Genomic DNA, 23,016 nt, shown 5'->3' with positions numbered 1-23,016 from the left:
TCTTATTTATGCTTTTCTATTGAGAACCCTACATCTGTAATTCCTGCGAGATTAACTATACCTTCAGCATCCCCGTTCTTTCGCATCGCATGAGACAGTTCTAACATATATACGCCATTAACGGTAAAATTGACGTTTTCCTTATACCAAAGTTTATTTTCTTTTATACTTCCCAGTCCCTTCCCTAACCATTGACCATCTGGAGCGGCCATTTGAAACTCTATGGTGTCCCTTTGAACTTTTCCATTTGGGTCTGTTAAATCGGCAATAATAAAAAGATTGCTGTAGGCAAACGAATCGTCATTTCTTAAGTCGATAAAAAGGTCATATGAATTTATGGTATCCATTGGAGTAAATGCAAACTGTTTTACATCATCTTTTGCCCAAATACCAGATGGATTAGCCTGGTATTCGGAAACTACGAGCTTATCATTGCATGAAATAAAAAACCATAAGAGTAGGAGATATAGCAGGGTTCTAGGCATTATTACTAGGTCTTTTACGGTTTTTTCTTCGTTTATTATTTTTCCCTTTACGTTTTCTTTTCGGCCTATCGAATCTTGTTAGACTGTCTTGACCAACCACATTTTCAAAGATCAATTTTTCTTCTTCCAGATTCTCGAAGGCATAAGATTCTAAACTGACAACTGGTTTTTTAGCTTTGTTTTTAGCAAGTATTTCGTGCACCTGATCTTTTGTAAGCGTATGCCAATTAGATGGATCCTCTTTGTATGAAAACCATAGGATCCCTTTAAAAATATCGGTCTTTTGACAAAACGCTATCCCCTTTTCTGTATTTAATCTACTGTCAGGACTAGGAAAGTCTTTTAAAGCCTCCAAATATAAATCCAACTCATAGTTTAAACAGCACTTTAGTTTACCGCATTGTCCAGCCAATTTTTGAGGATTAAGAGATAACTGCTGATAGCGCGCTGCGGAAGTACTTACGGAGCGAAAATCCGAAAGCCATGTAGAACAGCATAATTCTCTGCCACAAGATCCAATTCCACCTAATCTCTGTGCCTCCTGTCTATAGCCGATTTGGCGCATTTCAATTCTTATCCCAAAAGCTTTGGCCATATCCTTTATGAGCTGTCTGAAATCTACTCTCTCCTCAGCTGTATAATAGAAAGTTGCCTTGGATCCATCCCCTTGGAATTCAACATCTGAGATCTTCATCTGAAGTTGAAGAAGAATAGCCATTTCACGTGCTCTCTTTTTTATTTCCTCTTCTTTGTCCCTACATCTTTGCCACTTATCAATGTCTTTTTGATTGGCTTTTCTATAAATTTTGGGCATTTCTTCTCCTTCTTCACTGTATTTCTTCTTCTTCATTTGCACTTTAACCAGTTCTCCTGTTAAAGTTACCATGCCAACATCATGCCCCGTTTTTGCTTGGGTAGCTACTATATCTCCTATTGCAAGGGAAAGGTTATTAGAATTCCTAAAAAAATCTTTACGGCTGTTTTTAAAACGTACTTCAACACAGTCGAAAGGTCTAGACCCATTAGGCAAAGACATATTTGAAAGCCAATCGAAAACAGTTAATTTATTACATCCATCCGAGCCGCAAGTACCGTTATTCTTGCATCCTCTTGGCTGTCCGTCCTTACCGGTCGAACAATTGGTACAACCCATATTTTATATCTTGATTTAGCATTAGACGAAATTTTCTATTGCTAAAGTAGGTTCATAAAAATTTCTCGAAGGTAAAGATAGCATTTTTTATGCTCATAAAAAGACCAAAGACTACGGAGTAAATGCCAAGCAATTCTATGTCTTTACGTTGTCTTTAATTGGGAATCTAAATTTGAAAAATTAATCCCGAGCACTTTAAGATCAGCTACTTTTTATACTTAAGCACTTCTGATCTCCCCTTTTTAAAAATCTTATTGCTTACGACTTTCCCTTTTCTAAGGGCTTTTTGTTCTTCGAAAGGCAACTCGTGTATCTCTTTGCATTTATCACTGCAGCAGTCGTTCATCTTCGTAGCACATTCTTCGCACTGAATAAACAAGAGGTGACAGGCCTCATTGGCACAGTTTACATGCGTGTCACAAGGGGAGCCACACTGATGGCATTTAGCAATTATATCTTCAGATATTCGCTCTCCTCTGCGATGATCAAAGACAAAGTTTTTTCCAATAAACTTATTGTCCAGGTCTTTTTCCTTAACCTGTCTCGTATACTCAATTATTCCCCCTTCTAACTGAAAGACCTTCTTAAAACCTTTGTGCCTGTAATAAGCACTTGCTTTTTCACACCTAATTCCACCTGTACAATACATTACAAGGTTTTTATTTTCTTTGAATTCTGCCAAATCTTTTTCAATAATATCCAAGGAGTCTCTAAAGGTATCCACATCTGGGGTTATCGCATTTTGAAAGTGCCCGATTTCGCTTTCATAATGGTTTCTCATATCCACCAAAATAGTGTCAGGATCGTCGATTAGTTTATTAAAATCTTCTGCTCCTACATGTGTTCCTTTTTTGGTAACATCGAAAGTATCATCTTTAAGTCCATCTGCAACGATTTTCTCCCGAACCTTAACTTTGAGTTTCAGAAATGACTTATTATCATGTTCTATAGCAATATTTAATCTAACGTTTTCAAGAAAAGAAATACTATCTAGATGTTCTTTAAATTTATCAAAATTAATTGCCGGAACAGATAGCTGTGCATTTATGCCTTCACTGGCAACGTAAATTCTCCCTAGAACGTCTTGTTCACTCCAGTTGATAAATAAATGATTTCGAAAAAGCTGTGGATTGCGTATTTGTGCGTATTTGTAGAAAGAAATAGTTAGTCTCTCTAACCCAGCCTCTTCAATTAGGGCCTCTCTTTCTTTCGCACTTAACGTATTGTACAGTTGCATGCTATACTAATATTAAGTAGTGAATAGATTAAGAGACAAAATTAAGATTATTCTTCAGGAGAGCCAAAAAAGAAACTTTTTAATTAATTAATAATAAAAAAGAGCCTTGGATTTCAAGACTCTTTATAGGCTAACCCTCAACAATTTCCTTTTTCATAGATTGAACTTTTAAGGAGGTAACCACCACTATCCTATAAGAAATTATATAGAATTTATATTTTAAATTTACTTCTTTTACATAAGAGATGCAGATTATCAATAAAGGTTGCTTTCTGTTTGTAAAATGCAAAAAAGAAATGGTAATTTAGCTTTTCAAATTTAATAGCGTCCATATACTATGAGTACAACGAATGAAGCAAAACTAAAGGCCCTAAAACTAACATTAGATAAACTAGATAAGACTTATGGAAAGGGAGCCGTAATGAAAATGGGGGATTTTGTTGCAGAAGATGTAGAGGTAATTCCATCGGGTTCTCTTGGGTTAGACATTGCTTTAGGTGTTGGAGGATATCCGAGAGGAAGAGTTGTTGAAATTTATGGGCCAGAATCTTCAGGTAAAACCACTTTAACATTACACGCAATTGCAGAGGCACAAAAAAATGGAGGAATTGCAGCCTTTATAGATGCAGAACATGCCTTTGACAGGTTTTATGCGGAAAAACTTGGTGTAGATATTGATAATCTTATCATATCGCAGCCAGACCACGGGGAACAAGCTTTAGAAATAGCCGATAACTTAATTCGCTCAGGAGCCATAGATATAGTGATAATTGATTCCGTTGCTGCTCTGACTCCAAAAAGTGAAATCGAGGGGGAAATGGGGGATTCTAAAATGGGATTACACGCTAGATTAATGTCTCAAGCCCTTAGAAAACTTACAGGTTCCATTAGCAAGACCAATTGTACAGTGATATTTATAAATCAATTACGCGAAAAAATTGGTGTTATGTTTGGTAATCCTGAAACAACTACTGGGGGAAATGCTCTTAAATTCTATGCTTCCGTAAGGTTAGACATTAGAAGGTCTACACAGATAAAAAATACAGATGGTGGTGTACAGGGAAACAAAACAAGGGTTAAAGTAGTTAAAAACAAAGTGGCTTCACCCTTTAAAACAGCTGAGTTCGATATTATGTATGGCGAGGGAATTTCTAAGGTTGGCGAAATAATTGATCTCGGTGTAGAATTCGAAATAATTAGAAAAAGTGGTTCTTGGTTTAGCTACGGTGATACTAAACTTGGACAGGGTAGAGACGCTGTTAAGTCTTTACTTATGGATAACCCAGAACTATTTGAAGAATTAGAAGGAAAAATTAAGCTTGCTATTACTACCGTGAATTCCTGATTCTAGTCTGTATTTATTACACTTTTTAAGCAACCATTGTCTATTTGTCTCATCTATAGAATATGATGTTAATAGATAATTATGAGGAAAATACTCTTACTTACGGCTTGTGTGATCACATTGCTATTGACGTCGTGTAGTGTTGATGACAATAGCCCCCGATACCATTTAATACCTTTAGAAGTTGTTAGTGCTGATCTACCACCTTCCTTTGAATTAAATGAATCTTATGAGATAGCAGTAACCTACGCTATCCCAAACGGATGTACATTTTTTGATGGTTTTGATATAACCCCTGTGGAACAGACGACTAGAAATGTGGTTCCCATAGGCTCACAATTTGACGATCCCGATTGTGTAGATGGTGGACAAGAGGTGGAAAGTTCTTTTAGGTTTGTTGTGCTCTATACGGATACCTATCTATTTAGGTTTTATACCGGTAAGGATGCCGACGGGGAAGATGAATTTCTTGAAGTTGAAGTGCCCGTAAATCAATAATCTACTATCTTAGGTGTATTAATCCAATCATAATTTTGAATCTGGAAGAGCTAATACATAACTGTAAAAAAGGAAATAGAAGGGCACAAGAACTGTTGTACCGTGAGTACGCTCCTATACTTTTTGGTGTATGCCTAAAATATTCAAAGAACAAAGTAGAAGCAGAAGATAATCTACATGACAGTTTTATGACCATTTACGAAAAAATAGGGCAATATAAATTTCAGGGGTCATTTGTTGGATGGATGAAGAGAATTACTGTAAACACAGTATTGCAAAAATATAGGAAAGAAGACTACCTTAAAGTAGTAACAGAAAATGAAGCAGATGAAATGGAGTCAGACTCGGCGTCTGAATACTTTAAAATTGATTTGACAACTCTTTTGAAGTATGTACAGGAATTGCCGAATAAGTATCGGATTACTTTTAATATGTATGTACTTGACGGATTTTCACATAAAGAAATAAGTGAAAAACTCGGTACAAGTACGGGTACGTCAAAATCTAATTTAGCAAGAGCACGGGCTATTTTAAAAGAAAAAATTACAAAAGAAAAAATAAATATTGCTTAAATATTAAAGCATGAAAAAGGAAAATATTGACAAATTGTACCAAAAAGAGCTGAAAGACTTTAGCCAAGTCCCTGATGAGCGGGTGTGGAAGGCAATTTCAGCTTCATTGGACAAAAAAGAGAAAAGAAAAAGAGTAATTCCACTTTGGTGGAAATTAGGAGGGATAGCTGCCGTTATAGCCATATCATTCCTCTTCTTTAATCCACAAAACGAAAATCAAATCCCTAATCAGAAAATCACGGATACAAATAATAATTCGGAAAATTCTCTTAGAGATAGTTTAAATAATAACCCCACAAAGAATGACGATATAAGAAATACAGAAGTTTTGACCGACTCTGATACTTTTGAGAACAATAACAATTCTCTAAAGAATTCCAGCGAAGTGAAGGTTACCAATAAACAATTGGTTGGTACACAAAAGACCAAATTACCAGCAACTACTTCCAATAATTCTGAAAATAGTGATGTACTTGTTCCAAAAAATAACCAGGTGAAACGAGAAGATTTGGCCTCTACCAATAACCTGAAAGACAAGACTATTGGTGTCGAAGAGGGTAAGGAACCTCAGAAAAGTACAGAAATTTTAGCCTCAAGAACAACAGATGAACAAAAGAAAAATGATATTGTCAATTCTAATATTGACAAAGAATCTAGTGTAGTTACCAATACTACTAGTGAGGAAACAAATGATAAACCGGCTGTTACTTCGGATAACAAAAGATCCATATTTGAAGAAATTGAAAAAAGTGAGGATTTGGCCCTAAATGAAGATTCTAATAAAGGACAATGGGAATTAGGTCCCACGGTAGGACCAGTCTATTTCAATTCGTTTGGAACTGGTTCCCCAATACATTCCAATTTTGTGCCTAATTCTAAATCAGGTAATATAAATTTAAGTTATGGTATTGGAGTGGCATATCAAGTTGGTAAAAAAGTTAAGATCAGATCGGGTTTAAATAAAGTCGATTATAGTTATAATACAAATGATATTGCCTTTTCTGCCTCTCTGACAGCCTCAACAAATTCTCAAATAGACAATATTAATTACATTCCAACCTCTCAAAATCTTGTAGTAAGGAATGCAGAAGAATCAAGAATAATTCAGCAAACCACTAATGTAGAAGTTGCAGCTCCGAGTCCTACACGAGAGGGAACTATGGTACAAGACTTTGGTTACTTAGAATTACCCTTAGAGCTAAACTATGCCATTATTGATAAAAAATTTGGTTTTAATGTCATTGGTGGATTTAGTTCCCTCTTTTTGGTCAACAATGCTGTGGTTTTAGAATCCGGCGACGGTGAAATGGAAATGGGAGAAGCTAACAACCTCAATTCTGTTAACCTCAGTACAAATTTCGGACTGGGCTTTAATTATAAGTTTAGCTCTAAAATTCAATTAAGTCTTGAACCTATGTTTAAGTATCAGTTAAATACATTTTCTCAGACCGCTGGTAGTTTTCAGCCCTTTTCTGTTGGCGTATTCACTGGACTTAATTTCAAACTTTAAAAAACATAAGTTATACCTATTGGTATTTTACATGCTTTTGATTAATTCCTGATAAATAGACGTTCGTACACCATTATTTAATCTTGCTAAATCCGTTTCCTCCAAATTGATGGTATTAACAAATGGCATTACCTTAGCCCTAGTGATTCCTGGGTGACCGTTAAAAAATGTAAAAGGAAACCTTTTCTTGTTGTCGTAAAACACTATTGGAACAATTGGTATTTTTTGATTTAACGCCATTTTAAAAGCCCCATCCTTGAACTTGTCTAACACAATATTCTCTTCTGGAACGCCTCCTTCAGGGAAAATACAGATGCTAAGGCCTTTACTAAGTCGTTTATGAGCTCGTCTATAGACTCCTGTTCTACTTCTACTGTCTTCTCTATCTACCATAATACAAACTCGCTTATAGAAAAACCCAAACACCGGTATTTTTACAAGTTCCTTCTTCCCTACAAAGACAAACGGGTGTTTGCTAACCTTTAGCATCATCATAATATCTAGCATACTCGTATGATTCGCCACAAGCATATAACTCTTATCTCGTGCAATTTTTTCTTCATATTTGATCTTTGGAAAACACAACATTCCATATAAAATGGTATTCGCCCAAATATTTCTAGCCAGCCAAAAGAATTGGGGATAGGTTTTCTCCGAAATCGAGGTGATGATTAATAGAGGAAAAAACAAGAAAATTGGAACACTCACAAGAATATAAAACCAAATACGATATATAATATGTCCCAGTTTATTAAATAGTAACCGCATAAATCAAAAATAACAATTTTAGTAGGGTATTTGTATTTCTTTTACTTTTGCGAACTATAATAAACTTTTTATGGCAAGAATTCTTACAGGAATACAAAGCACGGGAACCCCGCATTTAGGAAATATTTTGGGAGCCATCATCCCGGCGATAGAAATGGCAAAAATAGAAGATAATGAATCATTTCTATTTATTGCTGACATGCATTCTCTTACTCAAATTAAAAATGGCAATGAATTAAGGCAAAATACCTACGCTACTGCCGCTGCTTGGTTGGCTTTTGGCCTTGACATAGACAAAACAGTTTTTTACAGACAGAGCGATGTTCCGCAAGTAACCGAACTTTCATGGTATTTAAGCTGCTTTTTCCCTTACCAAAGACTAACCCTAGCACATTCCTTTAAAGATAAGTCAGATAGACTGGAAGATGTTAATGCAGGATTATTTACTTATCCTATGTTGATGGCTGCAGATATCCTACTATATGATGCCAATGTGGTGCCGGTAGGGAAAGATCAATTGCAACATATAGAAATGACAAGAGATGTCGCCAACCGTTTTCATTCACAAATGGGAGAAACGTTTGTGGTTCCGGAAGGGCTGGTGCATGAGAATACTATGTATATCCCCGGTACGGATGGGTTTAAAATGAGTAAAAGTAAAGGGAATCTGATTAACATATTTCAAACAGATAAACAGTTGCGAAAACAAATAATGGGAATTATTTCAGATAGTACTCCTTTAGAAGCTCCAAAAAATCCGGAAACCGATACTACTTTTGCATTATATAAGACACTGGCCTCTGACGACCAAGTTGCCCATATGCATTCTAACTATATCCAAGGTAATTATGGGTATGGCCATGCAAAACAGGCACTTTTTGAATTACTTCTAGAAAGATTTAAAGAACCCAGAGAAAAGTTCAATTACTATATGAATAATCTTGAGGAAATAGACACCGCTTTATCTATTGGGGCAAAGAAAGCAAGCCTAGTTGCCGACTCTGTTTTAAGGAGAGTAAGAAAAAAAGTGGGTTATTAGGTTTTCCGACTATCTAGTCTTTTTTTTGTGCTTCAGGATAAACTAACCTTATGCTTTCTTAAGATAAGCTTGTGTAATTCGTCGATGAGAAGCATATTGACGTGGCTTTAGTTGGGACTTTTATGATTATTTAAACTACTCGGTCTGTAAAAACTATAATATTTCATATAGTTTCCCGGGAATATTTCTTAAAATTCCTTTTAATTCCATTTGGAACAGGGTGGTTAGGATCTTGCTTAGAGGTCGCTTACAATCCAGAGCAATTTGATCTATGGACTGTCTTCCTCTTTTAAATAAATAGTCATAAATTTCCCTTTCTTCTTGGCTCAACTTAAGAACTAATTCTGTTTGAAAGCCTTGGGGCTTGTTAGCTGTAGGTTCCCATCCAAGAATATATGCCACATCCAAGCCCGTAGTCAGTATATGGGCTTTTTGACTCTTAATTAGATTATTGCAACCCGCGCTAGATTGATCTGCTGGTCTTCCCGGTACGGCAAAAATATCCCTGTTATACGAATGTGCAATATCTGCTGTGACAAGACTGCCGCCCTTACTTCCGGATTCTACTACAATGGTAGCCGCACTAAGTCCTGCAATGATTCGATTCCTTTTTAGGAAGTTTATTCTTTCTGGCAAACTACTACTCCAGAATTCAGTTAAAAACCCTCCATTGTCCAAAATCAGTCCTATATATTTTTGATGTGATCTTGGATATACTTGGTTTAAACCATGTGCTAAACAACCAATAGTTTGCAGTCCATTCTCCACGGCAGCCAATTGTGCATGTATGTCTATTCCCATGGCAAAGCCGCTTACAATTATTGGATTGAACTCTACGAGTTCTTCTATAATTTTTTTACTAAAATTTACTCCGTGCCTAGTACTTCCTCTAGTTCCAACAACACTTATTAATCTTTTCCCCTTTAAGTTTATATTCCCTTTTTTAAATAACAATAACGGACTATCATCGCAATGTTTTAAATTATCTGGGTAGTTTTCCTCCAGGAAGTAAAAATACTCAACACTATTATTCTGAATGTATTTTAACTCCGTAACTGCCTGATAATGATATTTCTTTAAGTGCAACTCATTTATCATCTTATCCCGTATACCCGGAATTTTCTTTAAGTTTTTTGTATTATCCCGAAAAACAGCCGCCGGACTGCCACAATGAGTAATTAGCTTTTTAGCGCTTATAGAACCAATATGGGGAATACATTGCAGGCGTAGCAAGGCAATGAGTTCGTCTTCAGACATGTACGAGGCTTTTAGTTTATCAAGGGTATACTTTAAATTATTATGTTAATAAATACTTTAGCCTGCCAGTTTGCTGCACTCTAATTTTTTTTAATATTTGTAGTAATGGCTATTGAATACTATATCGAACAATTGCTTTATAGATACAACTGTGTTGTAGTTCCTAATTTTGGGGCTTTCCTTACTAATAGGAAGAGTGCCGTAATAGATAGTGTTGGCAAAACTTTTTATCCTCCAACAAAGCAGATTTCTTTTAATGAACAGCTTAATTCAAATGATGGCCTATTAATTTCATTCATGGCAGAATCCCAGGGTAAAAGCTATGAAGAGGCTTTAGAAGTGGTAACAACAGCATCCAAAAGTTGGGATAAGAACTTAAGATCTGGAAATAAAATATTGCTAGATAGTATTGGTAGTCTATGGATTAATAAAGAGGGTAAAATACAATTTGAACCTTCTAATAAGCTAAACTTTTTACCTTCTTCCTTTGGGCTAAGCAGTTTTATTTCATCTCCAATAAATAGAGAGCATTACAAAGAAGAAGTAGAAAAGTTAGAAGAAAATATTCCATTTATAATTACCCCCGAGCGACGACAAAAGCAGTCCTTTAGACCTTATATTAAATATGCAGCCATTCTCCTCTTAGCATTCTCGACAGGTTTAACTGCTTATTTGGCTTATAATAAGTTAGGATCTAACGAATTAATGGTAAAACAAGGTGCTCAAAATATCGTTTCTAAAAATATTCAAGAAGCAACTTTTTTTAATACAGATCCTTTGGAGTTTCCTGTATTAGAACTTCCAATTATCAAAAAAACTACTGGAAATCATCATATTATTGCTGGTGCCTTTAGAATCAAAGAGAATGCCGATAAAAAGATGGCGCAGCTTCGCGTAAAAGGTTACAATGCTTCTTATTTGGGTGTAAACAAATACGGCCTGCATCAGGTTGCCTACGATAGCTTTGAAAGACCAGAAGAAGCTCTTAAAAGGTTAAGAGAAATTAAGCAGACCGATTCTCCTGATGCTTGGTTACTTTCGGTTAAATAGTGAATTCCGCCTAAATAATCACAGGATCTAATCTTATCAAACCTATCCTATGAAGTCAAAAACACCTAGTGAATCTCGGACAATAATGACCGATATGGTTCTTCCAAGCGAAACAAATCCATTAAACAATCTTTTTGGAGGAGAATTATTGGCAAGGATGGACCGCGCTGCCAGTATAGCTGCTAGAAGACATAGCAGAAGAATTACAGTGACGGCTTCGGTAAATCACGTCGCCTTTAATCGATCTGTCCCAGTGGGAAGTGTAGTCACTGTAGAAGCTAAGATTTCAAGAGCATTTACAACCTCCATGGAGGTATATATCGATGTATGGATGGAAGATAGGTATACTGGGGTAAGTTCAAAGGCAAACGAAGCTATTTATACTTTTGTGGCGGTTGACGATACTGGTAAGCCTACTTCAGTACCTCAGGTAATACCAGAGTCGGCACTAGAAATAGAACGCTTTGAAGGCGCATTAAGACGTAAACAGCTTAGTTTGGTATTAGCGGGTAAAATGGAGCCCTCTGCTGCCACAGAACTAAAAGCTTTATTCACAAAGTGATTAGAATGTTTAAGTTTAAAAATCAAAATTATCTGGATCTGGCCCAAATCTTTTAGACCTATCGAGACTAGATAGTTTATCCATATCTTCGGAGTTCAGTTGGAAGTTAAAAATATCTGCGTTCGAAATAATTCGTTCTTTTTTGGAAGATTTAGGTATAGTAATTACACCTTTTTGAAGGTCCCATCTTAGAACAATTTGTGCTATAGATTTATTATATTTTTCCGCTAATTCCTTAAATTCCTGTAGCTTAAATATTTTTCCCTGCATCATCGGTGACCAGGCTTCGTATTGAATTTTTTTCTCTTTACAGAAATCTACAAGATCTTGTTGAACCAAATACGGATGGAACTCCATCTGATTAACCATCGGCACTATAGTAGAATCCTCCAATAAATCCTCTAAATGGTGTTTCATAAAGTTACTAACGCCAATGGCACGTACCAGTTTTTGCTCATATAAATACTCCAGGGCCTTCCATGTTTCCTTGTACATGCCGTTCACAGGCCAGTGAATTAAATAAAGATCCAAATAATCCAACTCAAGTCTATCCAAACTATCGTTAAATGCCTTAATGGTAGCTTCATAACCCTGGTCAGAATTCCAAACTTTACTTACTAAAAAAATCTCCTGTCGAGAGACATTGCTCTCTTTAATTCCCTGACCAACGCCTACCTCGTTTTTGTATATTGAAGCAGTATCTATGTGTCTGTATCCATGTTCTAAAGCCCACTTTACTGCATTTACCACTTCTTGCCCATCTTCGGATAAGTAAACGCCTAGTCCTAAGTAGGGCATTTCAACCCCGTTGTGAAGGGTGAAAGACCCTTTTATATCCGTTATTCCATTCATAGTTAATAGTTATTTAGAGTCGAAAAATCCATTCCTCCGGATTTAAACGTGTCGCATCCTTATAAAGATAAAATTTTAATTGAGTCAATCCATTATACTTATTGGTATATATTTCTCCAAGCTCCTCTTTTATTACCACTCTATCTCCTTTTTTTACATATAAGTTAGATAAATTATAGTAGGTACTAATATAGTTGCCATGTTTAATTTGAACTCCTTTATTACCTCCGGGTACTGCCAAAATAGCAATAACCTCTCCTTCAAATACCGCCCTTGCTCTGGCCCCAACATCAGTGGCAATAATTACCCCATTACTCTGGTGTTTTATCCCCGGATAAACCGCATCCTTGTAGATACCAAACCCTTGTTGTTTTATACCTTTGGCAACAGGCCATATTAATTTCCCTTTATTCGCCGAAAAATTATTAGCAATTAAAGTAGCTTCCGGAGTAAGCACAAATTTTGAAGAGCTTGTACTTTTACCCGCTTTTTTATTGGATGCCGCAATCGCACTTTTAATTAATTTATCTATTTGACGATCAATTCTTCTTGCTTCTTGTCGCTTCTTTTTGATCTCTGAAGCATATTTACTCTCATTTTGTCTAATTGTTTTTAAAAGATCTTTTTGGTCCAAAATCTCTTTAAATAATTCATTTTTGGCTTCTGTATTTTGCGCCAGCAGGGACTCTTTGTTTTTTCTTTGTTCCGCTAAATTGATGTTCAACTGTGTTAACTCCTCTGTTTTGGCAACAATTTCTTCGCCTTGTTTCTTCCTATACTGTGTGTATTGCTTTAAGTATTCTAATCTTTTAAAAGCCTGAAAGAAGTCTTCTGAGGACAAAAGGAACATTATTCTGCTTTGTTTCGAGCTGTTTTGATATGATTTTTGAATCATTTTGGCATACTCCTCTTTCAAAGTCTTTAAATCATCTCTCAGATTACCAATATTTCTGATGTTCGCATTTATTTGTCTGTTTAACAAATTAGCCTGCTGGTTAGTAACTCTAATAAGTTGTTGTCTAACGTTGATCTTTTGGTCCAAAACCTCCATTTGATCTAATACTGTCCCTTTCTGCTTTTTTTCCGCAAATAAAAGTCGGTTAATAGACTCTATTTCTTTTTGAAGTTGCTCCTTTTTCTCTTCTAGCTCTCTCTGTTCATTAGTCTGCCCATAACCAATAAAGCAATAAACACTCACAAAAAATACAAGACAATATTTAATGAATACTTGCAAACTTTTCACTTTATTTCAATACTATTTCTTGATAACCATTTGGTATTTTATAAGGAAAATTCAAAGGTTTATTAATTTCAATATTTCTAAACTGGATGGCTATATTAGTTGAGTCCTTCTGATTCTTAGCAAGAATATCAATTTCTTGAGGTACTAATTGATTTTCTTTAAGCTCATAAGACTTATAAACAATTTCTAAAAAGCGATTTTCGCTGGGCTGCGCTAATTGTTGCATTGCAATTTTAAAGGAACTAGGATCTATCCAAAACAAGGTCTTGAATAATTCTTCCGCTTTCTTTGGTTTAACTTCATAGTAATCTGCTAATGGAGAAGATATATAGCGGTCTTCTCGAAGATTGAACAAAGATTGACCCAATAGCAGGTTTTGTAGTTTGGAATAATCTAGATCGGTTCCCAGCAAATTGCTAATATATCCAAAGTCCCCATCAAAATATTCATTATTTAGTTTGTTATAGAAACTGACTCGTTCCGGTGTTATGAGAGCTTTAACAACACCAAAAGGAGCACTCATCCAAATAGTCTTATCTTTTTCCATTCTCAAACTTACGACCACACTTTGTTCTTCTGTGCCGTTTTTATATAAGATCTTAAGTCTGCCACTAATCGTATTGAACTTTAGGGTATTTTTATAATGGTTTTTAATAATGGTTTTGGATGATAGTTTATTGTCTACTTTGCCATCAGAAATTACCTTTTTTGTTTTACATGAATGCGCCATTAAAACCAGAAATCCCATAAAAATCACCTTATACATATGGATTGCTATTTGCCTCATACTCTATAATCCTGATTTAATTTTACTAAGATACATATTTGCCTTTGATGAATTCCCCAATAAATTGTAGGCCCTGCCCAGCTCTTCGTAATAAGAATTTTCCATAACCAGGTCTTCCAAAATAAAATCTAACCCTTCTAGCAAGGTTTGAACGGCCTTTTCTGGATTCCCAGAATTATTAAGCGCTACGCCTTTCGAATAATAAAAAAAAGGTTGGGTAGGGTATTCCTCAATGGCAACCTCAGAAGCATTTAATAAGGCAATACTGTCATTTTCATTTAAGAGGATTTGAATTTCTCTCTTATAAATATTCAAAGGAGATTCAATAATTTCTTCCTTGTTGTTGGATATACTTTCTAAGGTTTCGTCTGTAGTGCGTATGGAATCTTTGATTTTATCCAGATACTCGATCTTAAACGCAGAATCCTTCATAACATCTAATACCTTCTTCACCTCTTCATATTTCCCTTGTCTAAAGAGTATCATTGCCAAATTGCGCGTTAGTGGCATATTAGACCTTGGGAGTTCTTTTTCAATACTTCCAATAGACGAATACTGTTTGTCCATTATTTCTACCAGCTTACTGAGGTACCAATAGTTTTCGGGATCCCTTTTTACAGCATTAATTGAATAGGATTGGGCTAGTAAATATTGCCCATCTTTGCTATAACAATCAGCAAGCTGAAAATCGATTACTGGGTTTGTTTCATCTAATGACTTACACTTTAAAAACTGATTTACAGCCTTGTCATAATTCTCAATACTTTTTTGTTTTAATGCTTCAAAAAACATGTTTTGAAATTCATCCGTGTAGGCCTCGAGATACAAGGAGGCATTCTTTTCTTCTTGCGCAAGCATATTGCCTTGTATTAGAAAACTAATACTAAAACCAATTGCTAAAATACCGCTGCGCATTCTCATTTTCATCTAATTATACTGGCCGGAAATGCCTAATTTACTTAGTTCCAGTACTACCGAAGCCGCCAGAACCTCTCTTAGTATCGGATAAGTCTTCTACCTCTATCCAATTTATTCTTTCATGTTTGGCAACCACCATTTGGGCTATTCTTTCTCCATGAGCAACTATAAAATCCTCTTTGGATAGATTTACAAGGATTACTCCTATTTCACCCCTATAGTCGGCGTCTATTGTCCCTGGAGCATTAAGAACCGTAATCCCTTTCTTTGCAGCTAATCCGCTTCTAGGTCTTATTTGTGCCTCGTAGCCATAGGGTAACTCCATATAAATTCCAGTAGGTACAATAGCTCTCTCTAAAGGTTTGATTGTAATCGATTCTGGCAAATTGGCTCTTAAATCCATTCCGGCAGAACCAGTAGACTCGTAAGCCGGTATATCATGTTCTGAGAGATTTTTAATTTTGACGTCCATATCGAAAAACTAATTTTGTTTTTTTACTAATGAAATAAAGATCATTTTAAGGGTTTTATTCTCCATTCTATACACTAGAAATAAAAATAGTAAAAGAAAAAGGCTCCCCGCTATTAAATTTCTGTTAAACACATAAAATGACAGAATGGAAAAGACTATTGAAGTTCCCAGATAGAATATAATTTTCCTAAAATTATATGGAATTGGATAATACTTTTTTCCCAATTTATAGGATAGAATCATCATAGATGCATAGGCCAAAAGAGTCGCCATTGCAGACGCGTAGTAACCCAACTTAGGAATTAATAACACATTAATGAAAATAGTAATTGCCGCCCCAATTATAGATATTAATGCGCCATATCTTGTTTTGTCTGTAACTTTATACCAAACGGATAAATTATGATATATTCCCAGGCAAAAACTAGCCAGTAAAATAATTGGAACTACAGGCATAGCCTCCCAATACGCCTCGTCTTGAATAAAAATAACTTTGAGAACATCGGCGAAGACCACTACGGCCAGTAAAATTACACTACCTAAGACTACAAAATAATTCGTTATCTGCGCATAGCTCTTTTGGGGGTTATCGGTATTTGAATGACTAAAAAAGAAAGGTTCAATTCCCAATCGGAATGCTGTAGCAAAAAGTGTCATAAAAAGAGCCAATTTATAACATGCAGAATACTTTCCCATTTCAATTTTGGCTATTTCTACAGGCAATAACTTGGCGAGCAAAATTCTATCAAAAACTTCATTGATTGTAAAGGCAATTCCCGCTATCATAACTGGTATGCCATATTGAAGCATTTTATAGCACAATGCTTTATCAAAAATATAAGTGGCCTTTATATATAAGCGCCCCATTACAAAAAGCGTAAGTCCACTAGCAACAAGGTTAGAAATAAAAATATAGGAAATTTCAAAGTTAGGTACATATAGACTACTTAAAAAACCTTCCGGATTAGCAATAGCAATTTTCGGCAATAGGATTAAAAAGAAAACATTCAGGCTCAGGTTTAATCCAACATTCATCATCTTAACCACAGCATATTTCATAGGTTTCTCATTCGCCCTTAAATAAGCAAATGGGATAATAGCTAAAGCATCCAGAGCCAATATGAGAATTACATATACTATATATTGAAACTCAATATCTAATGTCAAAGCAAGTTGTTCTTTCCAAAAAAGAGCAACCACTGTAAATAAAACTGTGGTAAATGTTAATGAGATTAGAGAAGTGGAAACAACTTTTTCCTTTTCAAACTTACCATTGTAAAATCTGAAAAATGCTGTTTCCATTCCATAGGCAAGAATGACGTTGAAAATTGCAAACCATGAAAATATTAAAGTAACCTCTCCATATGCTCCAGGTGGCATCACTTTGGTGTATAGAGGTACTAGAATAAACGAAAGCATTCTAGGCAATACAGTAGCTAAACCATATATAAAAGTTTGTTTAAAAAGTTTTTTGAAAATCCCCAATGGATATTATTATTTGAGTTTAAAATTAGTTATTTAAACTCATGGTGCAAAGTACTAAAAAAGACTTCCCTGAGAGGAGCTTCTTATTTCTCCTTGATATCTGAAATTTTATAATAGAAAACCCTATCTTGTTCCTGGCCAGGAATTACTTGGGTATAGCTTATAATTGCCTCGGAATTCCTCAATTTAAAAGGGAATTCAGTCTTAGATTGTTTAACCATATAAGGCGGCTGATTCCCAACTTCCTTTGTAGAATCTGCGTCCATAATTATATCAGGTTTTGTACTATTTCCAGGCTTTATATACGTGCAAATTAGAATACTGCGCCCGTCTTTTTCTAATGCCTTTGGAGACAAGATTTGTTCTCTAAAATAGACTTCCTTATAATGAATAGGAACCGATGGGTTATGCATTACTTCTATACTCAATTCAAAACCGGGAACCTCTTTCGCGCTCTTTGCTCCATTGGCTTCATATTTGGCATTTCCAATTTGAAAAGGAGCCGTCTTCGTTAAACTATACTTTGAAGAACAACCTGCAAATGTTAAGGACATACAGAGAATAAGTGATAATGTGGTAGCTTTCATATAAATTGCCATTTAAATTAATAGAAAAGACCAAAATTGATGCCAAAAACCTTACGAAGGTATAGTAATCAAAAAAACCTGCATTTTGCAGGTTTTCATGTATCTAAATTTTTATTCCTAGTTGTTTAGCGCCTCAGCCCCACCAACAATTTCTAAGATTTCATTTGTGATAGCGGCCTGTCTTGCTTGGTTATAGGTCAATTTTAATTGATCCCTTAGTTCCGTTGCATTATCTGTTGCCTTATGCATAGCCGTCATTCGCGCTCCATGCTCACTCGCAAATGAATCTCTTATAGCCTTAAATAATTGGGTTTTCAGTGACTTAGGAATTAACTGTTCTACTATATATTCCTTAGAAGGCTCAAAAATATAATCTATGCTAACATTAGAATCTGAAACCGTGGGAACAATAGGTAAAAACTGTTCAGTTACCACATTCTGGGTTGCCGCGTTCTTAAACTTGTTATACACAATATCTATTCTATCGTAATTTCCATCTACATACAACTGCATTAAAGATTCTGCAATCTTTTCAGTGTTTTCAAAAGACAAGTCGTCATAAATATCACTATGATCAGACACAATATGATTCTTTTTACTTAATAAATCATTTGCTTTCTTACCTATTGATAAATAGTCAACTGAAAACTCCTTATAGGCATTTGATTTCAAAGAAATACTTTGCTTAATGATATTGGTGTTAAAAGCCCCACACAAACCGCGGTTCGATGTTATTGCAACCACTAACACATTCTTTATATCTCTATTCCCTGTAAATTTACCCCCTGTATCTCCTTCTAAACTTCCGCTGAAATTCTGAAGTAGCTCGGTTAATTTATCGGCATAAGGTCTCATTGCCACAATTGCATCCTGAGCCTTTTTTAATTTAGCCGCAGATACCATTTTCATGGCACTGGTAATCTGCATAGTAGATGATACCGAAGCTATCCTATTGCGTATTTCCTTTAAATTTGCCATTTATAAATAAATCTGTCTGGATTAATTTTGGTATTTAGCAGTAAGGTCTTTACAAACACTAGTCAAAGTACTGATAACTTCATCGGTTAATTTACCAGCTTTTAACGTGTCTAAGACATCTCTATGCTTTGCATTTAGATATTCTAAAAAGTCGTTTTCAAATTCTTTCACCTTGTCTACAGGTACATCCCTTAGAAGGTTTTTAGATCCAGCATAGATAATTGCAACCTGATTTTCAACCGTGAAAGGATCACTTTGAGCTTGCTTTAATATTTCAACATTTCGTCTTCCCTTCTCAATAACATTTAAGGTAGCTGCATCTAAATCAGATCCAAACTTAGCAAAAGCCTCTAATTCTCTAAACTGTGCTTGGTCTAATTTAAGTGTTCCCGCAACCTTTTTCATGGATTTTATTTGTGCACTTCCTCCAACTCTTGAAACCGATATACCAACGTTAATAGCTGGTCTTACACCTTGGTTGAAAAGGTCCTGCTCTAAGAAAATTTGCCCATCCGTAATAGAAATCACATTTGTTGGAATATAAGCAGATACATCTCCTGCCTGTGTTTCAATAATAGGTAGTGCTGTTAAGGAACCTCCCCCTTTCACTAAAGGCTTTAGCACCTCTGGCAAGTCATTCATGTTTTGTGCTATCGCATCATCATCAATAACCTTAGCTGCGCGTTCTAGTAGTCTTGAATGCAGATAGAAAACATCTCCAGGGTAGGCCTCTCGTCCTGGTGGTCTTCTTAATAGAAGAGAAACCTCTCGATATGCAACTGCCTGTTTAGACAAATCATCATATATAATAAGTGCAGGTCTTCCAGTATCTCTGAAATACTCTCCAATTGCTGCTCCCGCAAACGGAGCATAAACCTGCATAGGTGCAGGTTCGGAAGCATTTGCTGCAACTATGGTTGTATAAGCCAAAGCTCCTCTATCTTCCAGAGTTTTAGCAATAGCAGCAACCGTTGATGCTTTCTGACCAATGGCGACGTATATACAATGTACAGGTTCTCCTGCGTCATAAAATTCCTTTTGATTTAGAATGGTATCTATACAAACCGTTGTTTTCCCCGTTTGTCTATCCCCAATTACCAATTCTCTCTGACCTCTTCCAATAGGAATCATTGCATCAACCGCCTTTATTCCAGTTTGTAAAGGCTCGGAAACAGGCTGTCTAAATATAACTCCTGGCGCCTTTCTTTCTAATGGCATTTCATACAGCTCTCCAGCAATAGGCCCTTTACCATCGATAGGGTTTCCTAAGGTATTAATAACCCGCCCCGTAATGCCTTCTCCAACTTTAATAGAGGCAATACGTTTGGTTCTTTTTACTATAGCTCCTTCTTTTATATCTCGGGAAGGTGCTAAGAGAACGACACCTACGTTATCCTCTTCAAGGTTCAAAACAATTCCCTCTAAACCTCCTTCAAATTCAACTAATTCGCCATATTCAGCATTCGATAAGCCATAAACTCTGGCAATACCGTCTCCTACCTGAAGTACTGTTCCTATTTCGTCTAATGAAGCTTTTGCTTCGTATCCCGATAATTGTTTCTTTAAAATTGCAGATACTTCTGCGGCTTTTACTCCTGCCATTATAATTAAGATCTAAAATGATGTAAAAGACCTACCTATTATTAGTAGATCCTTTAGATACCGTTAGTAAATTCTCTTTTTAAATTATTTAGTTTATTTGAAATACTTGAATTGTATTGCAAATCTCCAATTCGCAAAACAAAACCGCCAATAATATCCGGGTTGACTACGTTTTGCAAAGTGATTTTTTCCTTTGAAATTTTATGTAAAGTTTGTAATACTTTCTTTTCTAAGTTCGAAGAAATAGGAACAGCCGTGGTAATAACTGCTACACTTTCTCCTTTTAATTCTTCGTTGAGTTTTATATAGCTTTTAGCTACTTCATTAAGCATCGGAATTCTATTCTTCTGCATGAGTAAATCTAAAAGTTCAAGGGTAATCGTCTGTGCTTCGGCAAAAATACTCTTTAAAACTTTGATTTTTGCCTCTCCCTCAATAATCGGGCTTGCCAAAACATCTTTTAGTGCATCACTAGAAGAAAGAGTATCAACAATTAAGTGCATATCCTTTTCCACGACATTGGTAAGCTTTTGCTCCTTTGCAGTTTCAATAATTGCCTTGGCATATCTAAGGGCAGCTCTGGAATCACTCATTTTTATCTACTTGAGTTTAATATCTCCTAGCATATCATCCACAAGCTTAAGTTGCTTCTCTTTGTTTGCCAGTTGTTCTTGGATAATTTTTTCCGCTATTTCAACAGATAATTCTGCTACCTGATTCTTCATTTCAGCCACGGCGGCCTTCTTTTCACTTTCTATTGAAGCCTTAGCTTGTTTTATAAGTTTGTCGCCTTCTACCTGTGCAATGTCTTTGGCATCCGCAACTATTTTTTCTTTAATCTCTCTTGCTTCTTTTAATAAAGACTCTCTCTCTGCTCTTGCCTCTTTTAAAAGTTTCTCATTATCGGCAGTAACATTCTGCATTTCTTTTTTCGCCTCATCGGCTGCCGCAAGAGCATCTCTTATACCCTTTTCTCTGTCATTTACCGCATTCAAAATAGGTTTCCAGGCATACCTCCAAAGAAGAAATAATAAGGCTAAAAACAACAATGTTTGCCAAAAAAACAAACCAATTGAAAAATCTTCTATTAATTTTTCCATAATATTTTTTACTAATTTGTCTAAAGTTTAAAAATTAAAATAACGATGGCAACCAACCGTTACCATCGTTAAATCTTTTTAGTTTTCTGCAGTTGCAAAAAGTGCAGCAAAACCAATACCCTCAATCAACGCAGCTACAATAAGCATTGCTGTTTGAATCTTTCCGTAAGCTTCAGGCTGACGTGCAATTGCTTCCATAGCTTGGCCACCGATTCTTCCGATACCCACACCTACACCAATTACAATTAATCCTGCTCCTACAATTCTTGGAATGGTCATAGTATATATAATTAAAAATTAAACATTCAAACTAATGGGGCCTCCTCATGGTCGTGCTCTTCTGAAGCAAAACCAAAATACAAGGCCGATAACATGGTAAATATGTATGCTTGTAAAACAGCTACTAAAATTTCAATTAATGAAATGGCAAAAGCCAATCCAAAGGACAATGAACTTCCAATCCAATTTTTGAAAATAAACATTAATCCTATTAAACTCATTATCACAATATGACCAGCCTGCATATTTGCATAAAGACGTATTAAAAGTGAAAACGGTTTTATAAACAATCCTAAAAGTTCAATCGGTATTAGGATGATGTATAAGGGAATTTTTGCATACCAAGGCATGGAATGACCCAATGGGTCTACTAAATGCTTCCAATACGTTTTGGTTGCGGATAAATTAGTTATTAAAAAGGTTAAAATTGCCAAAGCTGTTGTTATGGCAATGTTACCGGTTACATTTACTCCCAAAGGAGTTAAGCCAAACATATTCAGAAACCATATAAAAAAGAATATAGTTAACAAGAAAGGCATATATTTTTGATACTTTTTTTCACCAATGGTAGCTATGGCAATGTCGTCTCTTATGTACAAAATAATTGGCTCAAAAAATCTCCCAGCCCCTTTGGCAATTCCTCCATTAGTGCGGTAAGACCTTGCAAGTCCTCTAAATAAGAAAAACATAATAAGTCCAGTAATAATTATCATTACTACACTTTTTGTCATTGAAAAGTCTAATGGTTTATCATTTGTCGCATGATGCTTTTCATCATAGGTGATGGTCCCTTCTGAGTCTGTCTTATAGATCTTTCCATGATAAAGTTTATAGGTATTGTCTCCTACGGTAACCAGTTCTTCACCATGATGAAACTTAGAGGAAGAAAATACTACCAAGCCATTATCCCATAAAATAATTGGAAGTGGTAGTCCCACATGATGTATTTCTCCTGCCTCATCTGTATATGAAAAAAGGGAGAAATCATGAGAATCTTTTAAGTGATGTTGAATATATTCATCAATTTCGGTCTTTAAGTCTTTGCCTTTTTCTTCACTACTAACCTCAACGCTGTTGCCGAAGACAGATAAGCCATAAAAAAATGTCAGAACCAATAAAAACTTTCTTAACAGAGGATTATGCATCATATGTATTAAAATGGGTCTCTAAAAATCGGTGCAAATGTACGCTATTCTATGAAAAAGAAAAAAGCATTTGAAGTTTTATTTTGGACCCC

The 23,016-nt window shown here is 35.6% G+C and carries 25 protein-coding genes; 7 read left to right on the top strand and 18 right to left on the bottom strand.

Annotated features, from left to right (window positions below; genetic code table 11):
• Positions 1-2 precede the first annotated feature (2 nt).
• From PXG98_RS03965 to trhO, 3 genes are all read right to left on the bottom strand, one after another.
• Entirely contained in the window at positions 3-485 is a 483-nt protein-coding gene (locus tag PXG98_RS03965; protein ID WP_276389111.1) for a gliding motility lipoprotein GldH, read from the bottom strand.
• Positions 478-1,638 (bottom strand): PSP1 domain-containing protein, encoded by a 1,161-nt coding sequence (locus tag PXG98_RS03960; RefSeq protein ID WP_276389110.1) that lies wholly within the window; start codon positions 1,636-1,638, stop codon positions 478-480. The genes PXG98_RS03965 and PXG98_RS03960 overlap by 8 nt, the downstream gene beginning before the upstream one ends.
• A 205-nt stretch (positions 1,639-1,843) precedes the next feature.
• Positions 1,844-2,875 carry an oxygen-dependent tRNA uridine(34) hydroxylase TrhO gene (trhO, locus tag PXG98_RS03955; RefSeq protein ID WP_276389109.1) on the bottom strand — a complete coding sequence of 344 codons (1,032 nt, stop codon included), beginning with the start codon at positions 2,873-2,875 and terminating at the stop codon, positions 1,844-1,846.
• A 337-nt stretch (positions 2,876-3,212) separates the two neighbouring features.
• Here trhO and recA point away from each other — a divergent pair, with 337 nt between their 5' ends.
• The 4 genes from recA (at position 3,213) to PXG98_RS03935 (ending at position 6,800) form a co-directional block, all read left to right on the top strand.
• Positions 3,213-4,220: a recombinase RecA gene (gene recA, locus PXG98_RS03950; protein WP_276389108.1), complete on the top strand. Its 1,008-nt coding sequence runs from the start codon at positions 3,213-3,215 to the stop codon at positions 4,218-4,220.
• 81 nt (positions 4,221-4,301) lie between these two features.
• Complete coding sequence (locus PXG98_RS03945) at positions 4,302-4,718, top strand: hypothetical protein (RefSeq protein WP_276389107.1); 417 nt, start codon at positions 4,302-4,304, stop codon at positions 4,716-4,718.
• 35 nt (positions 4,719-4,753) lie between these two features.
• Positions 4,754-5,290: an RNA polymerase sigma factor gene (locus PXG98_RS03940; RefSeq protein ID WP_276389106.1), complete on the top strand. Its 537-nt coding sequence runs from the start codon at positions 4,754-4,756 to the stop codon at positions 5,288-5,290.
• 10 nt (positions 5,291-5,300) lie between these two features.
• Positions 5,301-6,800: an outer membrane beta-barrel protein gene (locus PXG98_RS03935; protein ID WP_276389105.1), complete on the top strand. Its 1,500-nt coding sequence runs from the start codon at positions 5,301-5,303 to the stop codon at positions 6,798-6,800.
• Between the two features lie 27 nt (positions 6,801-6,827).
• Here PXG98_RS03935 and PXG98_RS03930 read toward each other — a convergent pair whose 3' ends face one another.
• Positions 6,828-7,568 (bottom strand): lysophospholipid acyltransferase family protein, encoded by a 741-nt coding sequence (locus PXG98_RS03930; protein WP_276389104.1) that lies wholly within the window; start codon positions 7,566-7,568, stop codon positions 6,828-6,830.
• A 70-nt stretch (positions 7,569-7,638) separates the two neighbouring features.
• On the opposite strand from PXG98_RS03930, the gene trpS reads away from it, so the two are divergent.
• Positions 7,639-8,607: a tryptophan--tRNA ligase gene (gene trpS / locus PXG98_RS03925; RefSeq protein ID WP_276389103.1), complete on the top strand. Its 969-nt coding sequence runs from the start codon at positions 7,639-7,641 to the stop codon at positions 8,605-8,607.
• Between the two features lie 153 nt (positions 8,608-8,760).
• Here the strand turns inward: trpS and dprA are convergent, their stop codons facing one another.
• Positions 8,761-9,864: a DNA-processing protein DprA gene (dprA, locus tag PXG98_RS03920; RefSeq protein WP_276389102.1), complete on the bottom strand. Its 1,104-nt coding sequence runs from the start codon at positions 9,862-9,864 to the stop codon at positions 8,761-8,763.
• A 105-nt stretch (positions 9,865-9,969) separates the two neighbouring features.
• On the opposite strand from dprA, the gene PXG98_RS03915 reads away from it, so the two are divergent.
• The gene (locus PXG98_RS03915) at positions 9,970-10,914 is read left to right on the top strand and encodes an HU domain-containing protein (RefSeq protein ID WP_276389101.1); all 945 of its coding nucleotides are present in this window, start codon (positions 9,970-9,972) and stop codon (positions 10,912-10,914) included.
• A 49-nt stretch (positions 10,915-10,963) separates the two neighbouring features.
• A complete protein-coding gene (locus PXG98_RS03910; protein WP_276389100.1) occupies positions 10,964-11,476 on the top strand; it encodes an acyl-CoA thioesterase in 513 nt (170 codons plus the stop codon).
• Positions 11,477-11,491: 15 nt separating this feature from the next.
• On the opposite strand, the gene PXG98_RS03905 is transcribed toward PXG98_RS03910, so the two are convergent.
• The 13 genes from PXG98_RS03905 to atpB all read right to left on the bottom strand — a co-directional run bounded on the left by PXG98_RS03905 (position 11,492) and on the right by atpB (position 22,924).
• Positions 11,492-12,328 (bottom strand): aldo/keto reductase, encoded by an 837-nt coding sequence (locus tag PXG98_RS03905; RefSeq protein ID WP_276389099.1) that lies wholly within the window; start codon positions 12,326-12,328, stop codon positions 11,492-11,494.
• Between the two features lie 13 nt (positions 12,329-12,341).
• A complete protein-coding gene (locus tag PXG98_RS03900) occupies positions 12,342-13,526 on the bottom strand; it encodes a murein hydrolase activator EnvC family protein (RefSeq protein WP_276389098.1) in 1,185 nt (394 codons plus the stop codon).
• 46 nt (positions 13,527-13,572) lie between these two features.
• Entirely contained in the window at positions 13,573-14,358 is a 786-nt protein-coding gene (lolB1, locus tag PXG98_RS03895; RefSeq protein WP_276389097.1) for a lipoprotein insertase outer membrane protein LolB1, read from the bottom strand.
• A 3-nt stretch (positions 14,359-14,361) separates the two neighbouring features.
• The gene (locus PXG98_RS03890) at positions 14,362-15,279 is read right to left on the bottom strand and encodes a tetratricopeptide repeat protein (RefSeq protein WP_276389096.1); all 918 of its coding nucleotides are present in this window, start codon (positions 15,277-15,279) and stop codon (positions 14,362-14,364) included.
• A 34-nt stretch (positions 15,280-15,313) separates the two neighbouring features.
• Positions 15,314-15,748, bottom strand: coding sequence for a dUTP diphosphatase (gene dut / locus PXG98_RS03885; RefSeq protein ID WP_276389095.1), 435 nt, complete (start codon positions 15,746-15,748; stop codon positions 15,314-15,316).
• 9 nt (positions 15,749-15,757) lie between these two features.
• Positions 15,758-17,233 (bottom strand): lipopolysaccharide biosynthesis protein, encoded by a 1,476-nt coding sequence (locus tag PXG98_RS03880; RefSeq protein ID WP_276389094.1) that lies wholly within the window; start codon positions 17,231-17,233, stop codon positions 15,758-15,760.
• A gap of 83 nt (positions 17,234-17,316) precedes the next feature.
• Positions 17,317-17,820, bottom strand: coding sequence for a hypothetical protein (locus PXG98_RS03875; protein WP_276389093.1), 504 nt, complete (start codon positions 17,818-17,820; stop codon positions 17,317-17,319).
• A 117-nt stretch (positions 17,821-17,937) separates the two neighbouring features.
• Positions 17,938-18,798: an ATP synthase F1 subunit gamma gene (atpG, locus tag PXG98_RS03870; RefSeq protein ID WP_276389092.1), complete on the bottom strand. Its 861-nt coding sequence runs from the start codon at positions 18,796-18,798 to the stop codon at positions 17,938-17,940.
• A gap of 21 nt (positions 18,799-18,819) precedes the next feature.
• A complete protein-coding gene (gene atpA / locus PXG98_RS03865) occupies positions 18,820-20,400 on the bottom strand; it encodes a F0F1 ATP synthase subunit alpha (RefSeq protein ID WP_276389091.1) in 1,581 nt (526 codons plus the stop codon).
• A gap of 53 nt (positions 20,401-20,453) precedes the next feature.
• Positions 20,454-20,993 (bottom strand): ATP synthase F1 subunit delta, encoded by a 540-nt coding sequence (atpH, locus tag PXG98_RS03860; RefSeq protein WP_276389090.1) that lies wholly within the window; start codon positions 20,991-20,993, stop codon positions 20,454-20,456.
• Between the two features lie 6 nt (positions 20,994-20,999).
• Positions 21,000-21,500 carry a F0F1 ATP synthase subunit B gene (locus PXG98_RS03855; RefSeq protein WP_276389089.1) on the bottom strand — a complete coding sequence of 167 codons (501 nt, stop codon included), beginning with the start codon at positions 21,498-21,500 and terminating at the stop codon, positions 21,000-21,002.
• A gap of 78 nt (positions 21,501-21,578) precedes the next feature.
• Entirely contained in the window at positions 21,579-21,779 is a 201-nt protein-coding gene (gene atpE, locus PXG98_RS03850; RefSeq protein WP_019670925.1) for an ATP synthase F0 subunit C, read from the bottom strand.
• 26 nt (positions 21,780-21,805) lie between these two features.
• Positions 21,806-22,924, bottom strand: coding sequence for a F0F1 ATP synthase subunit A (gene atpB, locus PXG98_RS03845; protein ID WP_276389256.1), 1,119 nt, complete (start codon positions 22,922-22,924; stop codon positions 21,806-21,808).
• Between the last annotated feature and the right edge of the window lie 92 nt (positions 22,925-23,016).

The organism is Eudoraea chungangensis (genome assembly GCF_029360665.1).
Classification (GTDB): Bacteria; Bacteroidota; Bacteroidia; order Flavobacteriales; family Flavobacteriaceae; genus Eudoraea; species Eudoraea chungangensis.
The sequence above is the reverse complement of the archived record's forward strand: the minus strand, read 5'-3'. Positions and strand labels throughout refer to the sequence as shown.